16 protein-coding genes are annotated in these 20993 nt (G+C 42.8%); 5 read left to right on the top strand and 11 right to left on the bottom strand.

Annotated elements, in window-relative coordinates:
* The first annotated feature begins 11 nt into the window (after positions 1 to 11).
* A complete protein-coding gene (gene yjjX / locus DK188_RS20115; protein WP_111672650.1) occupies positions 12 to 578 on the top strand; it encodes an inosine/xanthosine triphosphatase in 567 nt (188 codons plus the stop codon).
* A 205-nt stretch (positions 579 to 783) separates the two neighbouring features.
* Here yjjX and DK188_RS20110 read toward each other — a convergent pair whose 3' ends face one another.
* On the bottom strand, positions 784 to 1770 hold the full coding sequence (locus DK188_RS20110) for an NTPase (protein WP_111672674.1): 987 nt from the start codon (positions 1768 to 1770) through the stop codon (positions 784 to 786).
* An 81-nt stretch (positions 1771 to 1851) separates the two neighbouring features.
* On the opposite strand from DK188_RS20110, the gene DK188_RS20105 reads away from it, so the two are divergent.
* Both DK188_RS20105 and DK188_RS20100 read left to right on the top strand, forming a co-directional pair.
* Positions 1852 to 2778, top strand: coding sequence for a M28 family peptidase (locus tag DK188_RS20105; RefSeq protein WP_111672673.1), 927 nt, complete (start codon positions 1852 to 1854; stop codon positions 2776 to 2778).
* Between the two features lie 51 nt (positions 2779 to 2829).
* Entirely contained in the window at positions 2830 to 4608 is a 1779-nt protein-coding gene (locus DK188_RS20100; RefSeq protein ID WP_111672649.1) for a chloride channel protein, read from the top strand.
* 419 nt (positions 4609 to 5027) lie between these two features.
* Here the strand turns inward: DK188_RS20100 and mtgA are convergent, their stop codons facing one another.
* The 5 genes from mtgA to DK188_RS20075 form a co-directional block, all read right to left on the bottom strand.
* Positions 5028 to 5723, bottom strand: coding sequence for a monofunctional biosynthetic peptidoglycan transglycosylase (mtgA, locus tag DK188_RS20095; RefSeq protein WP_111672648.1), 696 nt, complete (start codon positions 5721 to 5723; stop codon positions 5028 to 5030).
* Between the two features lie 221 nt (positions 5724 to 5944).
* Complete coding sequence (locus DK188_RS20090; RefSeq protein ID WP_111672647.1) at positions 5945 to 6739, bottom strand: class I SAM-dependent methyltransferase; 795 nt, start codon at positions 6737 to 6739, stop codon at positions 5945 to 5947.
* 27 nt (positions 6740 to 6766) lie between these two features.
* Complete coding sequence (locus DK188_RS20085) at positions 6767 to 8689, bottom strand: DUF3857 domain-containing protein (RefSeq protein WP_111672646.1); 1923 nt, start codon at positions 8687 to 8689, stop codon at positions 6767 to 6769.
* 4 nt (positions 8690 to 8693) lie between these two features.
* Complete coding sequence (locus DK188_RS20080) at positions 8694 to 10628, bottom strand: DUF3857 domain-containing protein (RefSeq protein WP_111672645.1); 1935 nt, start codon at positions 10626 to 10628, stop codon at positions 8694 to 8696.
* A complete protein-coding gene (locus DK188_RS20075; RefSeq protein WP_111672644.1) occupies positions 10621 to 12489 on the bottom strand; it encodes a transglutaminase-like domain-containing protein in 1869 nt (622 codons plus the stop codon). The genes DK188_RS20080 and DK188_RS20075 overlap by 8 nt, the downstream gene beginning before the upstream one ends.
* 200 nt (positions 12490 to 12689) lie before the next feature.
* Here DK188_RS20075 and DK188_RS20070 point away from each other — a divergent pair, with 200 nt between their 5' ends.
* Positions 12690 to 13154 (top strand): MaoC family dehydratase, encoded by a 465-nt coding sequence (locus DK188_RS20070; RefSeq protein ID WP_111672643.1) that lies wholly within the window; start codon positions 12690 to 12692, stop codon positions 13152 to 13154.
* Between the two features lie 53 nt (positions 13155 to 13207).
* On the opposite strand, the gene DK188_RS20065 is transcribed toward DK188_RS20070, so the two are convergent.
* The 5 genes from DK188_RS20065 to DK188_RS20045 form a co-directional block, all read right to left on the bottom strand.
* On the bottom strand, positions 13208 to 14533 hold the full coding sequence (locus DK188_RS20065) for a serine hydrolase domain-containing protein (RefSeq protein WP_111672642.1): 1326 nt from the start codon (positions 14531 to 14533) through the stop codon (positions 13208 to 13210).
* A 52-nt stretch (positions 14534 to 14585) separates the two neighbouring features.
* On the bottom strand, positions 14586 to 17024 hold the full coding sequence (locus tag DK188_RS20060; protein ID WP_111672672.1) for an outer membrane beta-barrel protein: 2439 nt from the start codon (positions 17022 to 17024) through the stop codon (positions 14586 to 14588).
* A gap of 317 nt (positions 17025 to 17341) precedes the next feature.
* Positions 17342 to 17947 carry a superoxide dismutase gene (locus tag DK188_RS20055; RefSeq protein WP_111672641.1) on the bottom strand — a complete coding sequence of 202 codons (606 nt, stop codon included), beginning with the start codon at positions 17945 to 17947 and terminating at the stop codon, positions 17342 to 17344.
* A 104-nt stretch (positions 17948 to 18051) separates the two neighbouring features.
* Complete coding sequence (locus tag DK188_RS20050) at positions 18052 to 18495, bottom strand: nucleoside deaminase (protein ID WP_111672640.1); 444 nt, start codon at positions 18493 to 18495, stop codon at positions 18052 to 18054.
* Positions 18496 to 18505: 10 nt separating this feature from the next.
* Positions 18506 to 19642 (bottom strand): hypothetical protein, encoded by a 1137-nt coding sequence (locus DK188_RS20045; RefSeq protein ID WP_111672639.1) that lies wholly within the window; start codon positions 19640 to 19642, stop codon positions 18506 to 18508.
* Between the two features lie 239 nt (positions 19643 to 19881).
* On the opposite strand from DK188_RS20045, the gene DK188_RS20040 reads away from it, so the two are divergent.
* Positions 19882 to 20991, top strand: coding sequence for a Na/Pi symporter (locus tag DK188_RS20040; protein WP_111672638.1), 1110 nt, complete (start codon positions 19882 to 19884; stop codon positions 20989 to 20991).
* Positions 20992 to 20993 lie beyond the last annotated feature (2 nt).

Raw genomic sequence — 20993 nt, 5'->3', positions numbered from 1 at the left:
CGGCTAATCTTATGAATTTTAAAAGAAGACAAAATTTTCAACCCTCAGATAAACTTTTGGTATTGGTAGGGAGTAAAAATCCCGTGAAAATCTCCTGTACTGAAGATGCGTTCACCCGAGCATTTAATAAAAGTTTCCTAGTCGAGGGAATCAATGCAGCATCCGGAGTCTCAGCCCAACCCATGGGGGATCAGGAAACATTGCAAGGCGCAAAAAACAGAGCTCAAAACTCCAAAGAAGTCTTCCCTGAGGCGAATTATTGGGTAGGAATCGAAGGCGGACTCGATGAGGATGAAGCTGGAATGTATGCCTTTGCCTGGATTTATATCATCGACAATACTGGTAAAACCAGTCAATCCAAAACCGGTACATTTTATATTCCTAATGCAGTGGCCAAACTGGTAAAAGAGGGAATGGAGCTAGGCATGGCAGATGACCAAGTCTTCAATCAGGAAAATTCCAAACAGCAAGGTGGTTCGGTCGGCTTATTGACCCATGGTATAGTGGATAGGAGTAAATATTACAGACAAGCGATCATACTTGCCCTAATCCCATTTCTAAATAAAAATCTGTTTTAAATAAAATTCATTTGGAAAAAAATTCAATAAAGGGTCAGTTCAATAAAAAAAAATTAGCTGAAATTGGATTTTCCAAATAATATTCTTTGATTTAGACCAGAACTCTACGAATAAAATTATCCAGTCTGTTTTATTCTGCCTTGAAGTAAAAGTTGTCTCAATCACCCCAACCCTAAATCAAGTGCAAAACCTCCTTCGGGAGGTTTTATTTTTTCAAATTAGTGAGGAAGTTGGTCAATGCGACCTTCCAATCTGTGGCTGCATCCCATTCAGGACCAATGTACAATTCATCTCGTACAATCAATTTGATATAATATTTGGCTACTGTCTCCGAGCCTTCTGGACCAGTGATCGGCTCGAGTCCCATACTTTCCATGAGATCTGTCTGTCTCCCTTCCACCTTGACTAGAAGAAACTGGACCCGATCCCGGATGAGTTCTTCATTCGTTTTAGCTTCAGTCAGCCATTCAATTTGGTGTGGATAGAGATTCTCGAAGATTCCCTGAATCTGGGATTTTTGCGCAGCTTGTTCGGCTAAAATGGCCTCTTGAGATCTTCCCAAAAGATCATACCGGAAATAACTCAATGCGCCTGCTTCAGCAGAAGATCCATCCAGCGGGATTCCCAATTTAAATACCTCAAGATTAAGAGGATTTCTAGGAATAAATTTCTGCTCGGATTGTGCCGTTTCCTGGCTACTGATTTGCGGAAACTCCGGTACATCAATCACCAATAAATTCTTTGACCTAGTTGACTTACCGGATTCAGCCAAGAGACTTCCTGCCTCATTCCAGTCCTTTCCTGTGACGCCATAGAGCGATGTGGAAGCCACTATTTTCCCATCTCCGCTAAAAGGACCGACATGGATACTTAAACTTTCCTTTTTCCTCGAAACCAGAATGATGTTTTTCACTCCACGAGTCAAAAAAGCTTTCGCAAAATCCGCCTGCCTAGCTTCAGAAAGTACCACCTGCTCCAATTCAAAATAGGCCACAGGATCTGCCCCTGCCTCCACCAAATGGCTATGGACACTGTCAGCCAACTGCTGCCAAGACAAAACCGGTCTGGACCCCGGATCAGTGGATATCATCACCACAGACTTCCCATCAAAAAAACTCTCCGGGAGCATCCCCTGAGCCAAAACATGAATCCAAGTACCAAAAAAAAGCAGCGTGCAAAAGATATATTTCATCAATTCCAATCGTGGTGACAGTAAGGCTAGTATTTTTACGAATATACATAACGATTCATGGATCACCAGATACATTCATTTATGAAAAAAACCCTCCTTTTACTTCTTTTCGGGTTTCATTCGAGTTTCTTATTCTCACAAAGCATTGATTCCAAAAAACTTCTCCAGCATATCGAATTTCTATCCTCTGATGAATTGGCAGGTAGAAAACCACTTAGCGAAGGAAGTTTTGCGGCACGCAGGTACATCTTGGAAGAGCTTACTTCCTACCCAAACGTAGAGCCACTATATCCTGATTTTACCCAGCGATTTTCTTTCGTGTCCGGTAGAGACTTGAAAAAATATGAGGATGCTGCCAACTTGGTGGCATTTATCCCGGGAAGTAGCTCAAGAAAGGTCATCGTCATTTCCGCGCACTATGATCATGTGGGGATCGGAAGACCGAATGCAGCCGGAGATTCTATATTCAATGGTGCAGATGATAACGCCTCCGGCACGGCAGCATTAATCACATTGGCAGAGTATTTCTCCAAAAATCGCCCCACACACAGCATGATGTTTGTGGCTTTGGATGCCGAAGAGTTGGGATTACGGGGTGCAAAAGCATTAGTCGATGATTTCCCTTATCCTTTGGAGCAAATTTTGCTCAATGTAAATATGGACATGGTATCTAGAAGCGACAAAAATGAACTCTATGCTTCAGGTACTTTTCATAATCCGCACCTCAAACCTATTTTGGAGAAAGTAGCCGTCGGATCTGATCCAAAACTTCTCCTAGGTCATGATATCCCTGGAACAGGAAGTGATGACTGGACCAAATCCTCAGATCATGGAGCATTCTTTGACAAAAAAGTCCCCCATCTTTATTTTGGTGTGGAAGACCATGAGGATTACCACAAGCCTTCTGATGAATTTGAAAACATTCAACCAGAATTTTACATCAAGGCCGTCAATTTGATCTTAAAGTGCATTCTGGCTCTTGATTCAGAGTTATACAATGAAAAGTAAATTAACCTGAAGTGCCTAGTTCAATTGTAGTAGTATAAATTTTAATTTGTTTTGGCAAAAAATGATCTGATCACAAAATTTTTAGTCTGGAGGCTTCGGCACCTCAGCAATCAGGCATTTATATTGATTCTGAGTGGTGTGATCGGAATATTCTCTGGCTTGGCTGCGGTAATTCTGACAACCTCGGTGCATACTATCCAAGATTTTTTGACCGATGATTTTTATACAGAATATGCCAACTTCATGTATATCATTTATCCCCTGATCGGGATATCTGCTGCGTATTTGATTGGGAAATTTGTCCTCAACGATATCGGAGGTCATGGCATTCCAGACGTGCTCTTTAATATTTCTAAAAAGGCCAGCATCATCCCTCGAGTGAAGATTTATAGCCGAGTCATTACTTCAGCGCTTACGGTAGGATTTGGTGGATCAGTCGGTCTGGAGGCACCTATGGTAGTGACAGGATCGGCGATAGGATCCAATGTGGGCTTGCTGATGCACTTAAATCCAAAAAAGCGAACGCTTCTGATCGGGTGTGGTGCAGCAGGGGCCATTTCGGCGATTTTTGGGGCACCGATTGGAGCCGTCATTTTTGCCATTGAGGTCATTTTATTGGAGATCAGTACAGCGAGCTTCATTCCTTTATTGATCGCTTCTGTGATGGGATCGATGACTTCCATGATTTTGATCGGAGATGAATCCTTGTTCAATTTCGATTTGAAAGAATCCTTTTTGGCTGCGCATATGCCCTATTACCTCCTCCTTGGTATTATCTGCGGGCTAGTATCGCTCTATTTTAGCAAAATGGTCCGCGCTACCGAGAGGATTATGGATGACATAGGCGATCAATGGATGCGGACGATGTATGGAGGGGCTTTTTTAGGAATTATCGTCTTCCTTTTTCCTCCGATATATGGGGAAGGCTATGGAACCTTAAACACCCTGATCGATGGGAATTCTGGACAAATTCTGGACAAAAGTCCATTTTTCTCCTCGATTGAAAATCCGATCATGATTATCATCTTTTTGGCACTGATCATATTGGTCAAGCCGATAGCATCCGCTGTTACCATCGGTGCAGGAGGTAGCGGGGGGATTTTTGCGCCTTCGCTTTATGTAGGTGGAATTGTTGGGTTTCTTTTTGCCTATTCTAAAAATATGCTGGGATTCCATATCCCCCTTCCAATGGCACATTTCACCTTGGTGGCAATGTGTGGCCTGATGGCGGGAGTCCAACACTCCCCCTTGTCTGCTATATTCTTGATTGCAGAGATTACAGGAGGTTATGAGCTTTTTGTACCCTTGATGTTTGTATCTGCGATTGCTTACACTACGACGACCTATTTTCAAAAGGACAGTCTCTACAAGCTCCAACTCAAAGATCAGGGCAAACTTCTCCCTGAGACCAAAGATCAAGAACTATTGGATGCTATTGATATCACCCATGTGATCGAGCAAGACCTTCTGCCCATTCATCCCAATGCCCAGCTCAAAAACCTGATTGATTTGGTGAAGATCTCCAAAAGGAACATCTTCCCTGTAGTGGATGAAAATCAAACTCTCAGGGGAATAATCACTTTGGATGATTTCAGGCATATCATGTTTGATGTGGAAAAGCAAGAAACAGTACTAGTAAAACAGCTCATGCACAGTCCTCCAGAAATCCTATTGGTTACTGAAAATATGCAATCTGCCATGGCAAAGTTTGAAAAATCCGGCGCATGGAATCTGCCTGTAGTAGAGGATGGAAAGTATTTGGGCTTTGTCTCCAAGTCTAGAATTTTCAATACTTACCGCAAAAGACTGATTCGACAAAAGCAGGATTAGATTGAATTTAGAATAAAATTTGGCATATCGATTTATCCACCGTGCCCCAGCTTTTTATGCTTGATTTTCTTGCAGTTATCGATTTTTATCCACAAAAATTGATTTTTTCAATAGCCTCTATTCATTTGATTTACAGTTGTTTAAATAAACACTGTGAATAAGTGTGGATAAATAAACGGAAATGTGGATAAATTTTTCTTGTGTTTTTTAATGTTGAAATACAGCGCCACAAGGCCATTTCTTAAAGCTAAAAGCGGAACATGACATAGAAAAAACCAGGGGCAGTTAGGCCTATTTTTTAAAACAAAATTTGGAAATCAAAAAGTACGGGCAGATGGTTCGATGGCATTAATGACTAGGCCAACTAGTGAAAAGCAGCAATATTGGAAATATTAAATTTTAACAGGAATAAGACAATGTTAAACTCCAAATCCCACAGGATTTAGGTTATTCATTTGCCGGAGAATCCAGCTTTGTCTCCCTTTGATATAGGCCGTGGGTTTGGAAGGTTTCCAGCGTCTTGGATTTGGCAAAACCGCAGCAATCATGGCGGCTTGGCTTCGGCTCAGTTTTTCAGCGGGCTTTTTATAATAGGTTTGAGCTGCAGCTTCGATACCATAGATTCCGTCTCCCATTTCGATCACATTCAGGTACACTTCTATGATTCGCTCTTTGGACCAAAGTAACTCAACCAAAACTGTAAAATAGGCCTCCAGACCCTTCCTGATATAACTTCGGCTAGGCCATAGAAACACGTTCTTCACTGTCTGCTGGGTAATTGTACTTGCGCCTTTTATCCGCTTTCCTTTTTTATTGTTTTCCCAAGCTTTCTTCATCGCTTCGACATCAAAGCCATTGTGATCCAGGAATTTCTGATCCTCTGCTGCAATCACAGCCTGAGGGGCATTTTTGGAGATTTTTGATATCGATACCCAATCTTTGTACAGCCTCACATCCTTGTCCGGATCTACGGCCTGCTCAAAAACCCGAATGACCATCAGAGGCGTAATCGGAACAGGTACAAACCGATAGATTATGACTAAACCAATGGAAAGTCCAAAAAACCAAAGAGCGGACTTCCATAGCAGTCTCCAAATCCAGCGAACTATTTTCATCTATTTATAATTTGTTTTTAGCGGTCAGGTAGCCTGTCCCAATTTTTTATATGGAGAATCTTCGCATAGGACAGATAATCATTCCTCTGTTTGACACCGAAAGAGTAATGCTCGATTTCATATGTTTATAATTTGTTTTTTAACGGCCTTATGAAATGCCCTGAATAATCATCCTCTTGTGTGATCCCGTACATACGGGATCATGCGCATTTCATGCGATTCTATGTCGTTGCTTTTGCCTGCACAAATTGGTAGAAAAAAACTGCATTTTCATCACCGGACATTCGATCCAGATCAATTTCCATCAGATCTACATCCTTTTGTGAAATAGATCCAGATGCTAATAGTTCTGGTGCTCCACTTTTCATCAGGATTTTCCAAAATTCTATAGCTCTGCGAAGTGCCGATGGCTGACTTTGGTCCAAATGAAATCCATTCCTAGAAAGCGAAATATTCTGGTATCCTGCCTGAAAAAGTAACTTGCCAAGCTGTGCTCCCACATCCGGATTCCCTCCATAGGTGGCTTGCTGCTCATTGTATTTCCTATAATAATAGGCATGATCCGGACAGTCTGGATTGCAATAAAATGTAGAATTGAACACCTCCGTGATGTGAATTTTAGCTCCTGAGAGGAGGCAATCCTTCATTTTCAGGAGTGCGAGGAGGGGGTTTGGAATGTGCTCCAAAGCCCAGCAAACAAAGGCGGAGTCAAATTTTTCTTCCAACCTGAGTTGGGTAACATCTTGGTGCACAAAAGTCACCCGATCCGCAAAGTCCTTCAGATTTTCTCTCGCTTTGTTCAACTGAGCTTCAGAAAAGTCCACTGAGGTAATCCTGAGCTTTGGATAGCGATCCAATAAAACCCGAGTCTGAGCCCCTACTCCACTTCCTACCTCCAAGAGGTGTTCACAGCCTGTAAAATCCACCGTAGGATAAATTAAGGGTGCCAAGAATCCAGCCTGATCTATGAGACGCTGTTGCTCTTCGGAATTAAATCCATGAAGGTACTTTTCCATTGCTGATCAAATAGTACGCAAACCTAATCAAAAGGAGCTTATACCCTGAGTTTTCTCCAAAACTAGCGGCTCGGAAAGTTTGGCGGAGACCACCCTAAAAAATTGCTGTAATTCTGGATACGATTTGGCTGATAGGCTGGAGACGTTCACTTCCAATTTACTTCTGAGTTCGATGATCCCTTCAGAATCGACCACTTCAAAACTGAATTCCAGCTCCTTATTCGCCATGTTCACTGAAATAGGAGCCGGGAATTCATCTACCTTAAATCCCTCAGGCAAGTCAAGTCTCACGGAAATAGTCTCAACAAACGGATATTGAAATTCGATAGGGAATTTTCTTTCTTCATCCGTAAATAAATTGGTGGAAAAGGAAGAAAAGGAAAAAGGATCCAAAACAACCACGCTACCTCCTTCATCTTTCACAGGAAGATGATAGGTACTCTTTAGATAATGGTCTTGTCTAAACTTGTCCTCCACCGAGACTTGGTACGGATCTGGTCCCATGTCTTCTTCTGGATCTGGATTTTTCAGTGATTCGAGAAGAGACAAGACACTGGCATCAGTCACTTTAATCTCATGCCGCTGTTCGAGATTGCCAATTGAATCTTTTCCAAACCAAACCTTCAAATCCAAAGTGGATTGGTGGGGAATTCTTACTGGAATTAAGGAAGATTCTGCAGATTTCACCAGGAATCCTCTACTGACCATCTTAGGCAATCCGACAAGCCCAAAGGGAACTACCGGGTCGGTAGCATCTACATAATGAATCTCGTCTCCGGTTTTAAACCTGACTATGGAAGCCGTAAACTGATCTATGTTTGGACTGGGGATGAGGTCGGTCCTTCCCATTCCTTTTTGGTGGATCAAGACCAAATCCGCTTCTATTTCATAGCTTTTAAGTATGGAAATGAACAGGAGATTGAGGTCCATGTGATTTCCAGATTTGCGGCGGATCAGATCTGCTAGCGTTTGTGTAGGAAAAGAAAAAAGTGAAGGCTCCAAGGCAAAGTTTTCTGAGACATACTCAAAGATTTTTTTTGCGATGGAGACTTGACTACTTCCACCAAATGGATCAGCATCAAAACCAAGCTTTTTAAAGGTGGTCGGTTTAGAATAGGATTTGAATTCCTTGGAAGCCATAAGTTCCTCGCCAAGATTTTCCCAAGTAGAATACAAAACAGGATTAGTTCGCAGGCTATTATACGACAAAAAGCCCTCTACAAAATCCATGTAATCCACCGGACTGGATATGTATGGCTCAAATCTAATGGATGGTATGTCTCTTAAATCCCAAATAAATCGGTCTCTATTGGAGGAGGTCTGAAGTGAAGATTTCACCTTGGCCCCCTGCATGACGAGCTGATATTTCAAAAAATCCGGCACTTCAAATAAAAACCTACTGATAAGTTTGGGATACTCACTCTGAAAAAGCCAACCATCAAGTGAGTAATAGGCCCTGTCGAACTTAATGTATTTATACTCCAGGATAGAGCCTTTGGAGGAGTTTGGAAATATAATCCGGTACTCCATATATCCATCTCCCAGATCTACCAGCTTAATGTCATTTTCAGTCAATACCTTGAGTTTTCTTTCTCCGTCCTCCAGGTAGCTTACTTGGGCCTGCACTTGCAGGATATTTTCGATTTTCATCTCCCCTGCCTGAAAAAAGGGGATTGTGAAATTTCCAAAGTTGCCCGAATTATTATCAAGAATCTTATGCCGATAGTGATATTCTGTGGCCATACCCAGCACCTCAAGGTATTGCTCATTCCTCCAGACCAGACTCGTCTTACCTTCCTCAAATAGCGTAACCACTTTTGCATTTGGCTCAAATGGAACGGATTCCAAGGCGAGTTCTTCCTCGGAATAGGCTCCCCAATTGACTTCCTGGGCCAGCGAATACGCTGAAACCAGGAAGTACAAAACACTAGAGAGGAGGTGCTTTTTCAAGAAATTAAGGCTTTGCGATCTTTTTCAAAATCACGGGTGCGGCAAGCTTAGAAGCCACACTTTCCATAAAGAACTTCAAATCACTATACATATCCCGCTGGATCAGCGGTGACTTCACATCAAGCTTTGCAGTGATCTTAAAAATCGAGCCCAGGTTTTCGGTTGAATAAATAAAACTTATCGGTGAACCCTCAATGGTGATGGATTCATTGGTCGGATAGTCATCGATCTCATATCCCTCAGGTACTTGTAGATTGGCCGTATAGGTTTCATTGAAGGAATATTCAAAATCCACCGGAAATACACGGAACTCCTGAGTGAAGGGATTTTTGGCGAACTCCGACATTTGAAGTGGATTGAAGACGATCATATCACTTTCAGTGGCATTTTTCAAGACAGACTGGAAACTGATGTTGACCATGTTTTTGTCCTCCAATAGATTATCCACTTTTACATTTCGTATTTCAAAAGCTCCATAATCTTCGCTGAAATACTCTTCTAAGGGTTTTTTATCTTCTTCAAGACGCTCTACATCATGTGCTGCAGCCAAGCCTTCGTAGTAGTAATTTCGGATGGTATTGTCCATTACCAATTCTCCGGTCTCGTTGTCCAGCTTGATATTAGTAAAGGTCAGCTTATTGGAATTGTGACGAATGTCAATGGGAATCAATTTGCTGCCATTCTTTTCAAGAAATAATCCAGCTTTCACATGCTTATCCAAATCCACGTAGCCAAATGGTGCCAGTGGATCACTCAAGTCCAAAAACTGAAGATTCCCGTCCAGATTGGCCAGCAACAATATTTCGTCAAACTGATTCAAAAATGGAAAAGGAACGATTTCACTCCTTCCGTAACCTTTACTGCCGATCAGCACTGGATTGCATTCAATCCCCTGAGACTTGAGGATTCCCATATAGGCGAGGATCAATTCTCCTGGAGCTCCTTTTTTGGACTTGAGCAACTGCGGCAAGGTTTGGTCTGTATAGATCCAATCGGCCCCCTCATTGACAAAATTATCGCGTACATAATAGTAGGCTACTTCGGCTTTTTCCTTTTGGGTGCCTTTGCTTAGATCGAGAGAAAGCACTTCCCGCTCCAGCGGATTGGTACGGTAGAATCCCTTTCCTGAATAATATTCGATTAGCTCATCTCCTAGTTTTTCCCAAGTATTGAGAAAGTCTGTCCATTCCGCTCCGGATGTAGTGGCAGCATGCTGATAGCGTGAAAGCTGAAATTCCACCCGGTCTACATAGTCTCGGTAGTTTCTCATATAGGGCTCTCCCTTGAGTGCATATAGATCTCTCAAAATCCATTTGTAAGTTCCATTCGATCCGCTCTTTTCAGCTCGGTTGAAGAAGTTCTCACCCTGACCGATCATCTTGTATTCCAGCTGAGGAATCATGATAATCTGATAAGAGGAATAGAGCACCGGGAGGTCCCGCTGAAAGCTCCATCCGTCGAGAAAATTTAGGTTCTTGTCTGCCTTTTTGTAAGAAAATTCCAAAATGGAACCCACCTGCACATTGGGGAATGAGATTCGGTACTCCTTGTTTCCATTGCCCAGATCGACTTGGAAAATGTTCTCCTTTCCCAACTTGGTAACCACTGGTTTGCCGTCAACAAAATTGGTGATTTCTGCTTTGACAGCTGAAACCATTTCTACATTGGTGGATCCTGCGTAATAGGGAATCCGGAAATCTCCGTTTTCTTTCCCGGCTTCAGTCAGGATTTTCACCCGATTGAAATAATTCGTCTCTAGGATTTCACTGAAGAATCTGGATTCACCATAAGCCACCAAAAATACCGCTCCGGCACCTGGCTCGTAGCTTACTGATTTGAGATCAATTTCATTTTGATTGATTTCGCCCATTTTGGGAGTTTGGGCTACTAAAACGACCGGCAAGAGTGTTGCCAAAAAGAGGAGAAATAACTTATTCATAGCTTGGGATTTGTGTAGTGCTGAGTGTTGGTTTGGTAAAGAGGATCGTGCGGTCAAAGGCAGTATTAATTTTTTTGAGGAGTTCGGTTTCTTGTTCTTTTTCGAGTTTTTCGGGCAATTGGACACTGATTTCCCGTCTGACTTTCAAGACTCTGCCTTCCAGCGCGACGGTAAGTAATCCGGTTAGTTTTTCTTCATTGAGCTTCACCTCAGGGAAATTCCCATCTGGCTGCCAAGCTTCTGGAAGTTCTATTTCGTATTCGTCGACTTGTTTTAGAGACTTATTTGCCAAAAGGTCAGGAGTCAATTTTCCCATAAACGATTTCAAAACGACCCGCTTGGCTGTGGCCTGAGAAAACTTCTGTACTACACCTTCGTAGCTTATTTCAGACTTCGGGAGCGAATCTTGATTGACGATATCGATGGTGTAATCCCGGACGATCAAGCCAGATATAGAAGAATTTCTGTTTAGAAAATCTCGTTGTTGGCGTTCATCCAGAGAATTTTTAACACTGAGCATCACTTCCGAAAAATTACCAAACAACTGCTGCTTGGAAGAGATCGTGGCGTTGCCTTGGGGGTCCAAAATAACTTTGGATTGGGACTGAATCAGATTCCAGACTTCAGTATCGTAGGAAGGAGTCTTGGTCAAATAGCCTCCCCCTTCTTTCGTCACCAAGACATGCCGGTCGCGGGTGAAATCCCCAAGAAACCCAGCCGGAAGAAGGTTTGAGGTGCATTCCAGCCAAATTGGATCTGCATCTGTCGGTACTTGGAGGATCACATGATTGAATTGATTGGCTGGGAGGTCCACCTCAATATCATCTGCATTTTGACCCGCATAGACCAAGGTATAGTTGGCAGGAATACCAACAGCCTCCAGCATGGCCTTCATTAGATTCGTGAGTGCTTTGCAATCTCCGTAGGCATATTTTACCACATCCTCCGCTGTCATCGTTTGCCAGCCACCGATCCCAAGCTGAATGCTCACATACCTGAAATTCTTTTGCAGGTAGGAATAGAGGATTTTGACTTTTTCATAAGGCTCCTCCACCCCATCGACCATTTGCAGGACTTTGGCTTTGAAGTCTTCGGGTAAGACATCTCGACCCTTATTCAGTTCATATTGCCATGCGGCTAATTGAGACCAGTCAGTCATTTCGCCTTGATATTGATCAAGGGAAAATTTGACAGGTGCCAAAAGAAGCTTGTGATCATCATCTGATTCAAAATCTTTGCCCTGCACGGCTAAGTCAGTCATGGTCCAGGTGATGGTGGTGACGCCATTGGCCTCAGTGGTGGTCTTATCGCCAGTTAGGTTGATTTCCTTGTATTTGAGCCCCAATTCACTCGGATAGTTCACTGCAAAGAGTGATTCTTTTACTTTTTGATTGTATTGGGGAACTGGGGTCCAGGCAGGAAGGAAAAAATTCGTTTTGGAAAAAACAGAGGACTTGATCGTCACTTCCACGGGGAATTTTCCTGCGGTGACTTCATAGTACTTGTAGCGATTATCGTCAAAGACAGAGGAACTCGAGTAGTACGCTCCATCTGCCATATCTTTCAATTTTGCTTTGCTGAGTGTCTTGCCAGTGAATACATCTTTGACCTCCAGCTCAAAGGCTCTGACCTCGTTCAACTTGTCATAAAAAAGCCTGGTGGTGGCATGCTCCAGACCAGCTGATGAATTGACTACCAATTTCCGCTCGATATCAAAAGTATAGGTGTAATCTGGATGGATGGTGAGATTACTAGTTTGGGAAAGAACGGAATAGGCAGGAACTTCTTTTTGAATCGCTGTGGTATCAGAGGATCGGGCAAAATCAGCGAATAAGAGAAGCCCCAAAATAACTTTAAACATTTTTCTAGAATGAGATTTTATCACAAAATAGAAGGTTAGTTTTTAATTTTTATTGGATTAGGTAAATTATTTTTTTCACATATTTTCATTACCATTTTATTGAATTTTATCCCGGATTATTTGAAATCATCCCAGATCCTGATTTTGGATTTCCCAAATAATCTATGCTACTTTGATTTTTTACCAAATCCAATTTTACAATGACCCCAACCCTCATCGGGAGTTTTGAGGACTTTGAAAAGCACAATGGTCAGGAGCTCGGTACTTCTGATTATTTCAAAATTACTCAGCCCCAAATCAACCTTTTTGCAGATGCCACATACGATCATCAGTGGATCCATACTGATCCAGATCGGGCAAAATCTGATGGTGCCTTCGGAAATACCATTGCACATGGTTACCTGACTTTGAGCATTGTACCGCACCTTTGGGAGCAAATCGTGCGGGTAGAGAATCTCAAAATGATGATCAACTACGGGATCGAAAATCTGAGATTTGCACAGGCAGTGACAGTAGACAGTGAAGTACGTCTAGTAGCCAAACTGAAAAATGTGGCCAATCTGAGAGGTACAGTAAAAGCTGAAGTTGAAGTCAAACTGGAGATCAAGGATCAAAAAAAGCCGGCATTTACCGGCGTTTTGATTTTCTTATACCACTTTCATTAATCTAAGGCAAAACCCAAGCTCCAGACAAAAGGAACCCCAGCCTGCTTGAAGCATTATTGTTGTTTCTTAAACAGAAATGATTGCCCAGCTTGCTTTAGGGTAACCTCACGTTTTTCAGGATCAAATACAAACACTGCATTCACAGGCTTGTATTCAAAAGTGTGGATCGCTGTAGCCTCCAATTCGGTAGCCTGCTGACCACTGGGTTTGGCGATAAGTTTGTCACCTTGGCGATCAAATACCAATTTCAACGGAATCTGTTCCGAGGCATATTCGCCAACATAGTGGTCGAAATCGGCTGCGGTCAAAGCCATAGATTGAAAACTGGGAACTTCAAAATCCTTCCCAAAATAGGAGTCGAGCATCGCTAGGAGTATGTCATTATTATTGTAGTTTAATCCGTTGGAAAGGACCGCAATGGTTGCCTTATCCTCTGGGAAGAAGGCTAAAAATGATCTAAAACCATCTATTCCTCCTGTGTGTCCGTAGCTTTTTCGCTCGTAATAGGGAAACGAAAACATTCCTCTGCCGAAACCTTGATTGATTTCCATCATTTGAGCAAGACTCTTTTCAGCAAGTAACTCCCCAGAAAATAGCGCAACTATGAAACGATTCAGATCATACACATCAGATGCTATAGCTCCTGCACCCAGAGGAATTGATGAATCGGTTTCGGTTTCTTTGATCCATTGCCCATTGTAATTGTATGAGAAACTTTCGCCCTGTTGGGAATTGCTGGCAGTGAAAATGGATGTACTCTTCAACCCCAAAGGCGTGCTAATCTGCTCTTCCAGTATCTGAGAAAATGGTTTATTGTAAACTTTTTCCAAAATGAATGTCAACAAAACAAAATTGGAATTACTGTAGTCTCCCTTGCTGTTTGGTTCAAAGTCACTTCCACCCTCAACAATGATTTTGACTAAATCCTCCTTTGAAATTGGCTGGGTATTGTAGCTGAGGTAATCCTCATCGTTGGTGAAATTATGGATGCCACTTCGGTGCTGAAGCAACATGCTCAGCGTGATTTTGTCTGCATTTGGTACCTCCGGAAAAAAATCAGCCAATTTTTGATCAAGACTTAGCTTCCCAGTCTCCACTGCTTTCATCACCAGAACCGTGGTAAACATCTTCGTAATCGAACCGATCCGGTAGTGGGTTTCCGGGGTAGCTTTTACCTTGTTTTCCACATCTGCATAGCCCAAAGCCCGTTCAAAAACAGGCTTGCCCTCCGAGGCCAGCAAGATAGCACCCATAAATTTATCATGAGCTTCCAAAGAATCCAGAAACTGATTGAGTTTGGAAAAATCCTGGTTTTGGGCGAGTACATGTGAACAGGCAAGGCCAAGAAAGAGCAGAAGGGTGGCTAGACTTGATTTCATATGGGCTGATTTTTAAGAGAAAAACCTTCCCAAAATTGGGAAGGTTTAAGAATTAATCCAATCTATTTCGCTCCTCAGCGCTACCGGAATTGGACTTGACGCGGAAGCTTTCGCCTTTGGCAAAGTTGTATCTGAGGGTGAATCTCACACCCTGATTACTCCGATACTGTCTGAAGTTGGTGTCAATATCTGCAAACTGTACGTTGGCTTTGATAACCTGACTGCGAAACAAATCTGTACCGTTGACGGAGATGGACAGTTTGTCTTTCATCACGGACTTGGTCAGGCCTGCATCTACCCAACCGAAACCTTCAATCGATCCCTGTCCCCAAATCTGCGGTCCAAGGTACATTGCCATCAATTCAAGTTTGAAGCCTTTTGGCAAGGTGAAGTTTTGCTGGGTCCGAACCATGTACGATACCTGTCCTACATCCAAATAATCCTCTCCAATTTGCGTCTGGAACTGGTTATAGTTGACCTGCAGCATATTTGAGGTCACCCACCACTTTTTGATTTCCACAGGCACAATAGCTCTGAAGTTGGCATTTTTTGTCTGTTCAAAATTATCAGTGTAGGTAGTCGTAGTCCTGGCTTCCTGATCCTGGATGAAAACCTGCATAAATGCGTCCTCTGTCACACTATAGCCCAGTGTAAACTGGTACGCTCCATTGATCACATGATTCATCTCAAAGTTGGTGGAGTACTGAGGCTTTAGGTTTGGGTTGCCAGTCTCTGAGGTCAACGGATCGATGTAGTATACAAAAGGATTCAGCAATCGATAGTTTGGACGCGTGATTCTTCGGTTGGCATTGTATACGATCTGATATTTGTCACTTACTTTTTGTTGTACAAATACGCTCGGGAAAAGGTTGAAGTAGTTTTGCTTATTGACTTGGTCAAGCGTCACTGAGTTTCCTACGATGTCAGAATATTCCCCTCTCAACCCAGCCTGATAGCTAAATTTTTCAGAGAAAGAGCCTTTCAAAGAAGCATAGGCCGCCAATACATTTTCATTGTAGATGAACCGGTTTGAATTGGGATCGGTCTCAAAAGGACCTTCGTTTTCAGCTCTGCTGAGGTCTAGATCATTATCAGATTCCACCCAGCTGCCTTTCAGTCCAGTTTCCAGTGTTTTGCCCCCTTTCAGAGATTTTGTAAAGTCCACTTTGGCAGTGAAAATGGTGTAATACATATCATTTATGGTCAGGATTTGATCGGTGTACGATAAGTTGGGATCGTTATTACCTGACCAGTAGCTGTTTTCCAATAGAGAGGTATTATCACTGTCCATGATGGTGAAGTCCACATCAGCGGAGATTTTGCTTCCTAGTGTATCCAGTTTGGCATCATAGTGAAGATTGGTAAAGACTCTGTTTCTTTTTCCTTCTGAATCATTAAACGACTCGATGAAATTATTAAAATCCTGTCCTGGATTAGTCACGACTGTGCCCGAGGAGTTGGTTGTTTTATCGGAAGAGGCGGATGCCTGCACATTCAACCCTAGATTTTGATTTTCATTGATTTCATAATTCGCCGATCCGTTGAATGAGGGTGTTTTGTACCGTGAGGTGATCCTTGAATCCTGATTGAAGCTGGAAACACCTTGCTCAAGAGAGAAGTTTCGGTTGATTTCCAAGTCATTGTACTGCGCAAATTCATTGTAGTTGAAAGTGCCGTTAGTAGACCATTTGCCTTTTTTCACATTCAAGGTCATCCCGGCGTTTGGAGCAAATTGTCCATTGTATTGCCCGCCGACCTGCACATTCCCAAAAACCCCATCAATGTTGTTCTTTTTCAATTGGATATTGATTACCCCTGCAGAACCCTCGGCATCAAATCTGGCAGATGGATTATTGATCACCTCGATGCTTTTGATATTATCGGCTGACATTGAGCGCAGGAAGTTTGCCAGATCTGTCGCACTCATGTAGGTCGGTCTGTCGTTGATCATGACCGTGGCACCGGTACGGCCATTCAGGTTGATGTTTCCATCCTGATCCACATAGATGCCAGGGGATCTTCCGACCACGTCCAGCGCATTAGCACCTTCGGCCATGACGGTACCTTCTACATTGATGATGGTTTTGTCTGCCTCGATGATGATTTCGGGTCTGGATGCTTTTATCGTCACCTCATCCAACCCTGTCATTTCATCAGAGATTGATAGGGTTCCGAAGTTTTTGCTCACTCCAGGGGCAAGGTCAAATGGCTCGGAGGTAAAGGACTGATATCCGATTGAGGAAATGACCAATTTTACTTTAGCGGTCTTGGTTGACTCGATTAGGAAATTTCCCTCTTCGTCGGAAACAGCGCCGTCCACCAATCCACCGTCCAGCTGGACAAGTGCGACATTGGCATAGGGCACAGGCTCACCTTTTTGATCGGTGATTTTTCCAGTGATTCTTGCCACTTCTTTTGGAGTGGCGGCGAGGTTGCTTATTCCTAAGAAATAAATAAGCATGGATAGGAAAAGAAAGTTGGTAGTTTTCATGTATCGGTAATTTGATTTTTTAATGGTCACATGGAATCTTCGCATAGATTCCCCGAAAATTATGGGGAAACCCGCTGTGTGACGCTTTGGGTCATGCTCGATTTCATTATCTGAATTGGCTCAATTGATTCGCTATGCCATTCTATAGGAAAATGAAGTGCCAAGCCTCTAAATGGGTCAAAAAAGCCTCTGGCCGCACTTTTTGGGATTTATAAAAAAAAATATTGTATCAAATCCGTACAGTATATTCTTCGGTATAGGACAAAAAAAATCCCCGAACATGAGCTCGGGGATCGACAAATCGGTATTGAAACTACTTACTTAGCAGCAGCGAATCGCTTGCTTACCTCATCCCAATTGACCACATTCCAAAATGCCGAAATGTAATCCGGTCTTCTGTTTTGGTAATTCAAATAATAGGCATGCTCCCAAACGTCAAGTCCCAAAATGGGAGTACCTGGGCAATCAGAAACATCCATCAATGGATTGTCCTGATTTGGAGAGGAGCATACACAAAGTTCTTTTTTAGTATCTACGCAAAGCCAAGCCCATCCAGAACCGAATCTAGTAGCAGCGGCTTTGTTAAAAGTCTCTTTAAACGCGTCAAATGAACCGAATTTGGCATCGATAGCCGCAGCCAAATCACCTGATGGTGTTCCTCCGCCTGATGGAGAGATTACTTGCCAAAAAAGACTGTGATTCCAGTGGCCTCCACCGTTATTTCGTACGGCTGCATTTGAGCCGGCTACTTTCATGAGTTCTTCCAGCGATTTGCCTTCCAGATCGGTACCGGCGATCGCATTGTTCAAATTAGTCACGTAGGCATTATGGTGCTTTCCGTGGTGGATTTCCATAGTACGCGCATCGATGTGGGGCTCAAGAGCGTCAAAAGCATAAGGTAAAGCGGGGAGTGTAAAAGCCATATTTTGTAGGTTTTGAGTTAAAGAATTTTATTTGATTGAGTTAATAAACTGTACTTTATCAACCCCTCGTCTAGAAAAAAGGTTCTCAAAAGCCAAAAAAAGCCTTACTCTCTTAATTTTTTAAAAAAATCGAGGACGAGCTTTTCTGACTCCTCTGCCAAAATCCCCGAGGTAACTTGCGTTTTGGGGTGGAGCATTTTAAGATTAGTTTGTCTGAAACCCCTCTTTGGATCAGAAGCTCCAAAATAAACCTCGCTAATCTGTGACCAAAATAATGCGCCTGCACACATTGGGCAGGGCTCCAAAGTCACATATAATCTACAATCTGTCAGATATTTGGCCCCCAAGGTATTGGCAGCAGCCGTGATGGCGAGCATCTCCGCATGTGCGGTGACGTCATTGAGACACTCGGTCTGATTGTAAGCTCGTCCTATAATTTTATTTTTGGAGACCACCACTGCTCCAACGGGAATCTCTCCCTCTTCGAAAGCGATTTTGGCTTGCTTCAAAGCCTCATTCATGAAATACTCGTGGGTGTAGAGCTCCAAGATTTAATTCTTATTGAAAGAAAGCCAAAATTTCATCCCGCACGCCTTTGTTGATGATGATGGCTAAAACCAGCGAAACCAGCAAACCAATCATTGCCTTGAATACGTCTTTTCTTCCCAGCCGAAATGCTCTGACCAACCATGCATTTCGCTTTTTGGCTTTACCGTGCTTTCCAAGGGCAATTGCCAGCTCGCGTCCTGCCAATAGACCAATAAATACCCAGGTGGTGCTCATTGGAACGTTGTTGTACATTTTGAAATAGAACAAAATCACCGCATAGACCAAATCCACAATCGTAGCGGCACGGACATCGGTCACATTGGACTTTTCATTGACAATATCCTGGATCTTGTCTCCTTTCATGTAGAATAGAAAGCCCAAGCCTATGAACACAAATCCTGCATAAACGATGAATTCTACTATATCGAGCTGCCGGGGAAGAAATACTGCGATATTGGCTGCATCCTGCATGATCCAAACCGACCATAGGATCCCGGAGGTAATCCATTGCAAATAAATCCAATAGGAAGCCGCCTCACCCTTGAGGTAATTCTTTACAAATCGCTCCAGCACATACCAGACTAGCATCGCCAATGCAAAAGCCAGCAAATAGCCTACGAAGCTTTTGAACATCACGTCCACAATAGTCCCAGCCTTATAGGTAAAGACATTCAGCAAAAGAAATGTCGTGGAGACAGGCATTCGAAGCCGAGTCATGACTAATAGCACGATCGGTGCTGCAAGCTGAAGAAAGACAAAGCTCTCTGGAGCTTTTTCTAGCCCAGGAACATTCAGACGCTGGTGAGTCACATCGCCATCAAAAACAATCCAGCTGTAGGCAACCGTCCCCACCCAGATCAAACCCATAAATAACCACAACAGATACCAGGGACGCTTGCTATTGGATGCAATGAATGTACCTATGGTCTGAATACTGTCGTTGGCAATGGCAGAATATGCTGCTAAAGCAAATCCAAACCACATCGCAGCATAGGTGTAGGGAGTAATTAAACCTGCAATCGAAATCAGGATACAGACCGTAATTAAAAAAGGACGCTCACTCTTGGTAAAATCAAACAGGGAATAGGTCTTCTTCGAAAGCTTTTCCTGATTGATATTTTGGTCTATTGCTTTTTTGTTGGCCATAATTAGGCTGGTGGGAGGATGGCAGCAAAATTAAATAAGATATTTGCTTCCCATGTTAATAAATTGTTAACTAAGCGAAATTCCTTTGCCCTTGGGGCTAGGTCCACTCACAATTCGTAAAAAAAATTCCAACTTTGAGGACTGGTAGTAGGATTATCTCATCCCTATACAGAATGAAACATTCACTGGCTTAAAACCTTAACTTATTTCCTGAAAAAGGGGAATTCCCATAAAACTGAATGGAAAACCAACTGAGAGCTCAAACAACCGGCGATAAAATAAAAAACTATGCCCTCGTTCTGTTGTCGCTCCTGTTGTTCATTTTCGCCATTGATCTGCTCACTGTCGCCATGGGTCGGCTCAATAATGATGTAGCAAAAGACATCATTCAGGCGACTAGAAATCCGTTTATCAGCCTATTTGTAGGTCTTTTGGTGACGGCTTTGATACAGAGTAGCTCCACTGTGACAGCCAGTATCGTGGCGATTGTTGCATCGGGAAATATGACCCTTCAGCAGGCAGTTCCTATGGTTTTGGGTGCAAATATCGGGACTACCCTTACTTCAACCTTGGTATCATTCACTTTTCTGACTAGAAAAAAGGAGTTCCGGCGTGCTCTTTCGTCGGGTATTTCTCATGATTTATTTAACATCCTCAATGTAATCATTCTGTTTCCACTGGAACTTTACTTCAACTTTTTGTCCAAGACTTCAGAGAAACTTGCAAAAGTTTTCGCCTCGGACGGAGAAGTCTCCAGTACCTTCGAATACAACAGAATATTTACCAGGGATACAACAGAGTGGATTGTAGAGAAAATCAATATTCCATTTTTATCCACGCTCCTGGCCATATTTCTGGTATTTTTCTCGATCAAGGTCATGACTACCTCGGTCTATAGGACGTTTGTAATGGATACTTTTCGGGATATCAGCAAAGTGATTTTCAAGAATACGGGTGTTTCATTTATTTATGGGATTTTCTTCACTGCAGCGGTACAATCCAGCACGGTGACTACCTGCCTAGTTGTTCCTTTGGTGGCAAACCGTCGGGTCAGTCTTGCCAAATCATTCCCATTTATCATCGGTGCAAACATCGGGACTACGATCACTGCCATCATTGCGTCCATGTACAAGACGGAAGCAGCGATCGCACTGGCCATTGCTCACGTATTGTTCAATTCAATAGGCGCATTGATCTTCTTGCCCTTTCCGGAACTTCGACAGATTCCGATCAAATTAGCTGACTTCATGGGCAGAACCTCTGTAAAAAATCGTTTTTTTGGATTTGCATATATCCTGCTGACCTTTTTTATCATTCCATTTTTGTTGATCTACTTCAGCAGAAATTAATC

Source organism: Algoriphagus litoralis (assembly GCF_003259255.1).
GTDB lineage: Bacteria > Bacteroidota > Bacteroidia > Cytophagales > Cyclobacteriaceae > Algoriphagus > Algoriphagus litoralis.
The sequence above is the reverse complement of the archived record's forward strand: the minus strand, read 5'-3'. Positions and strand labels throughout refer to the sequence as shown.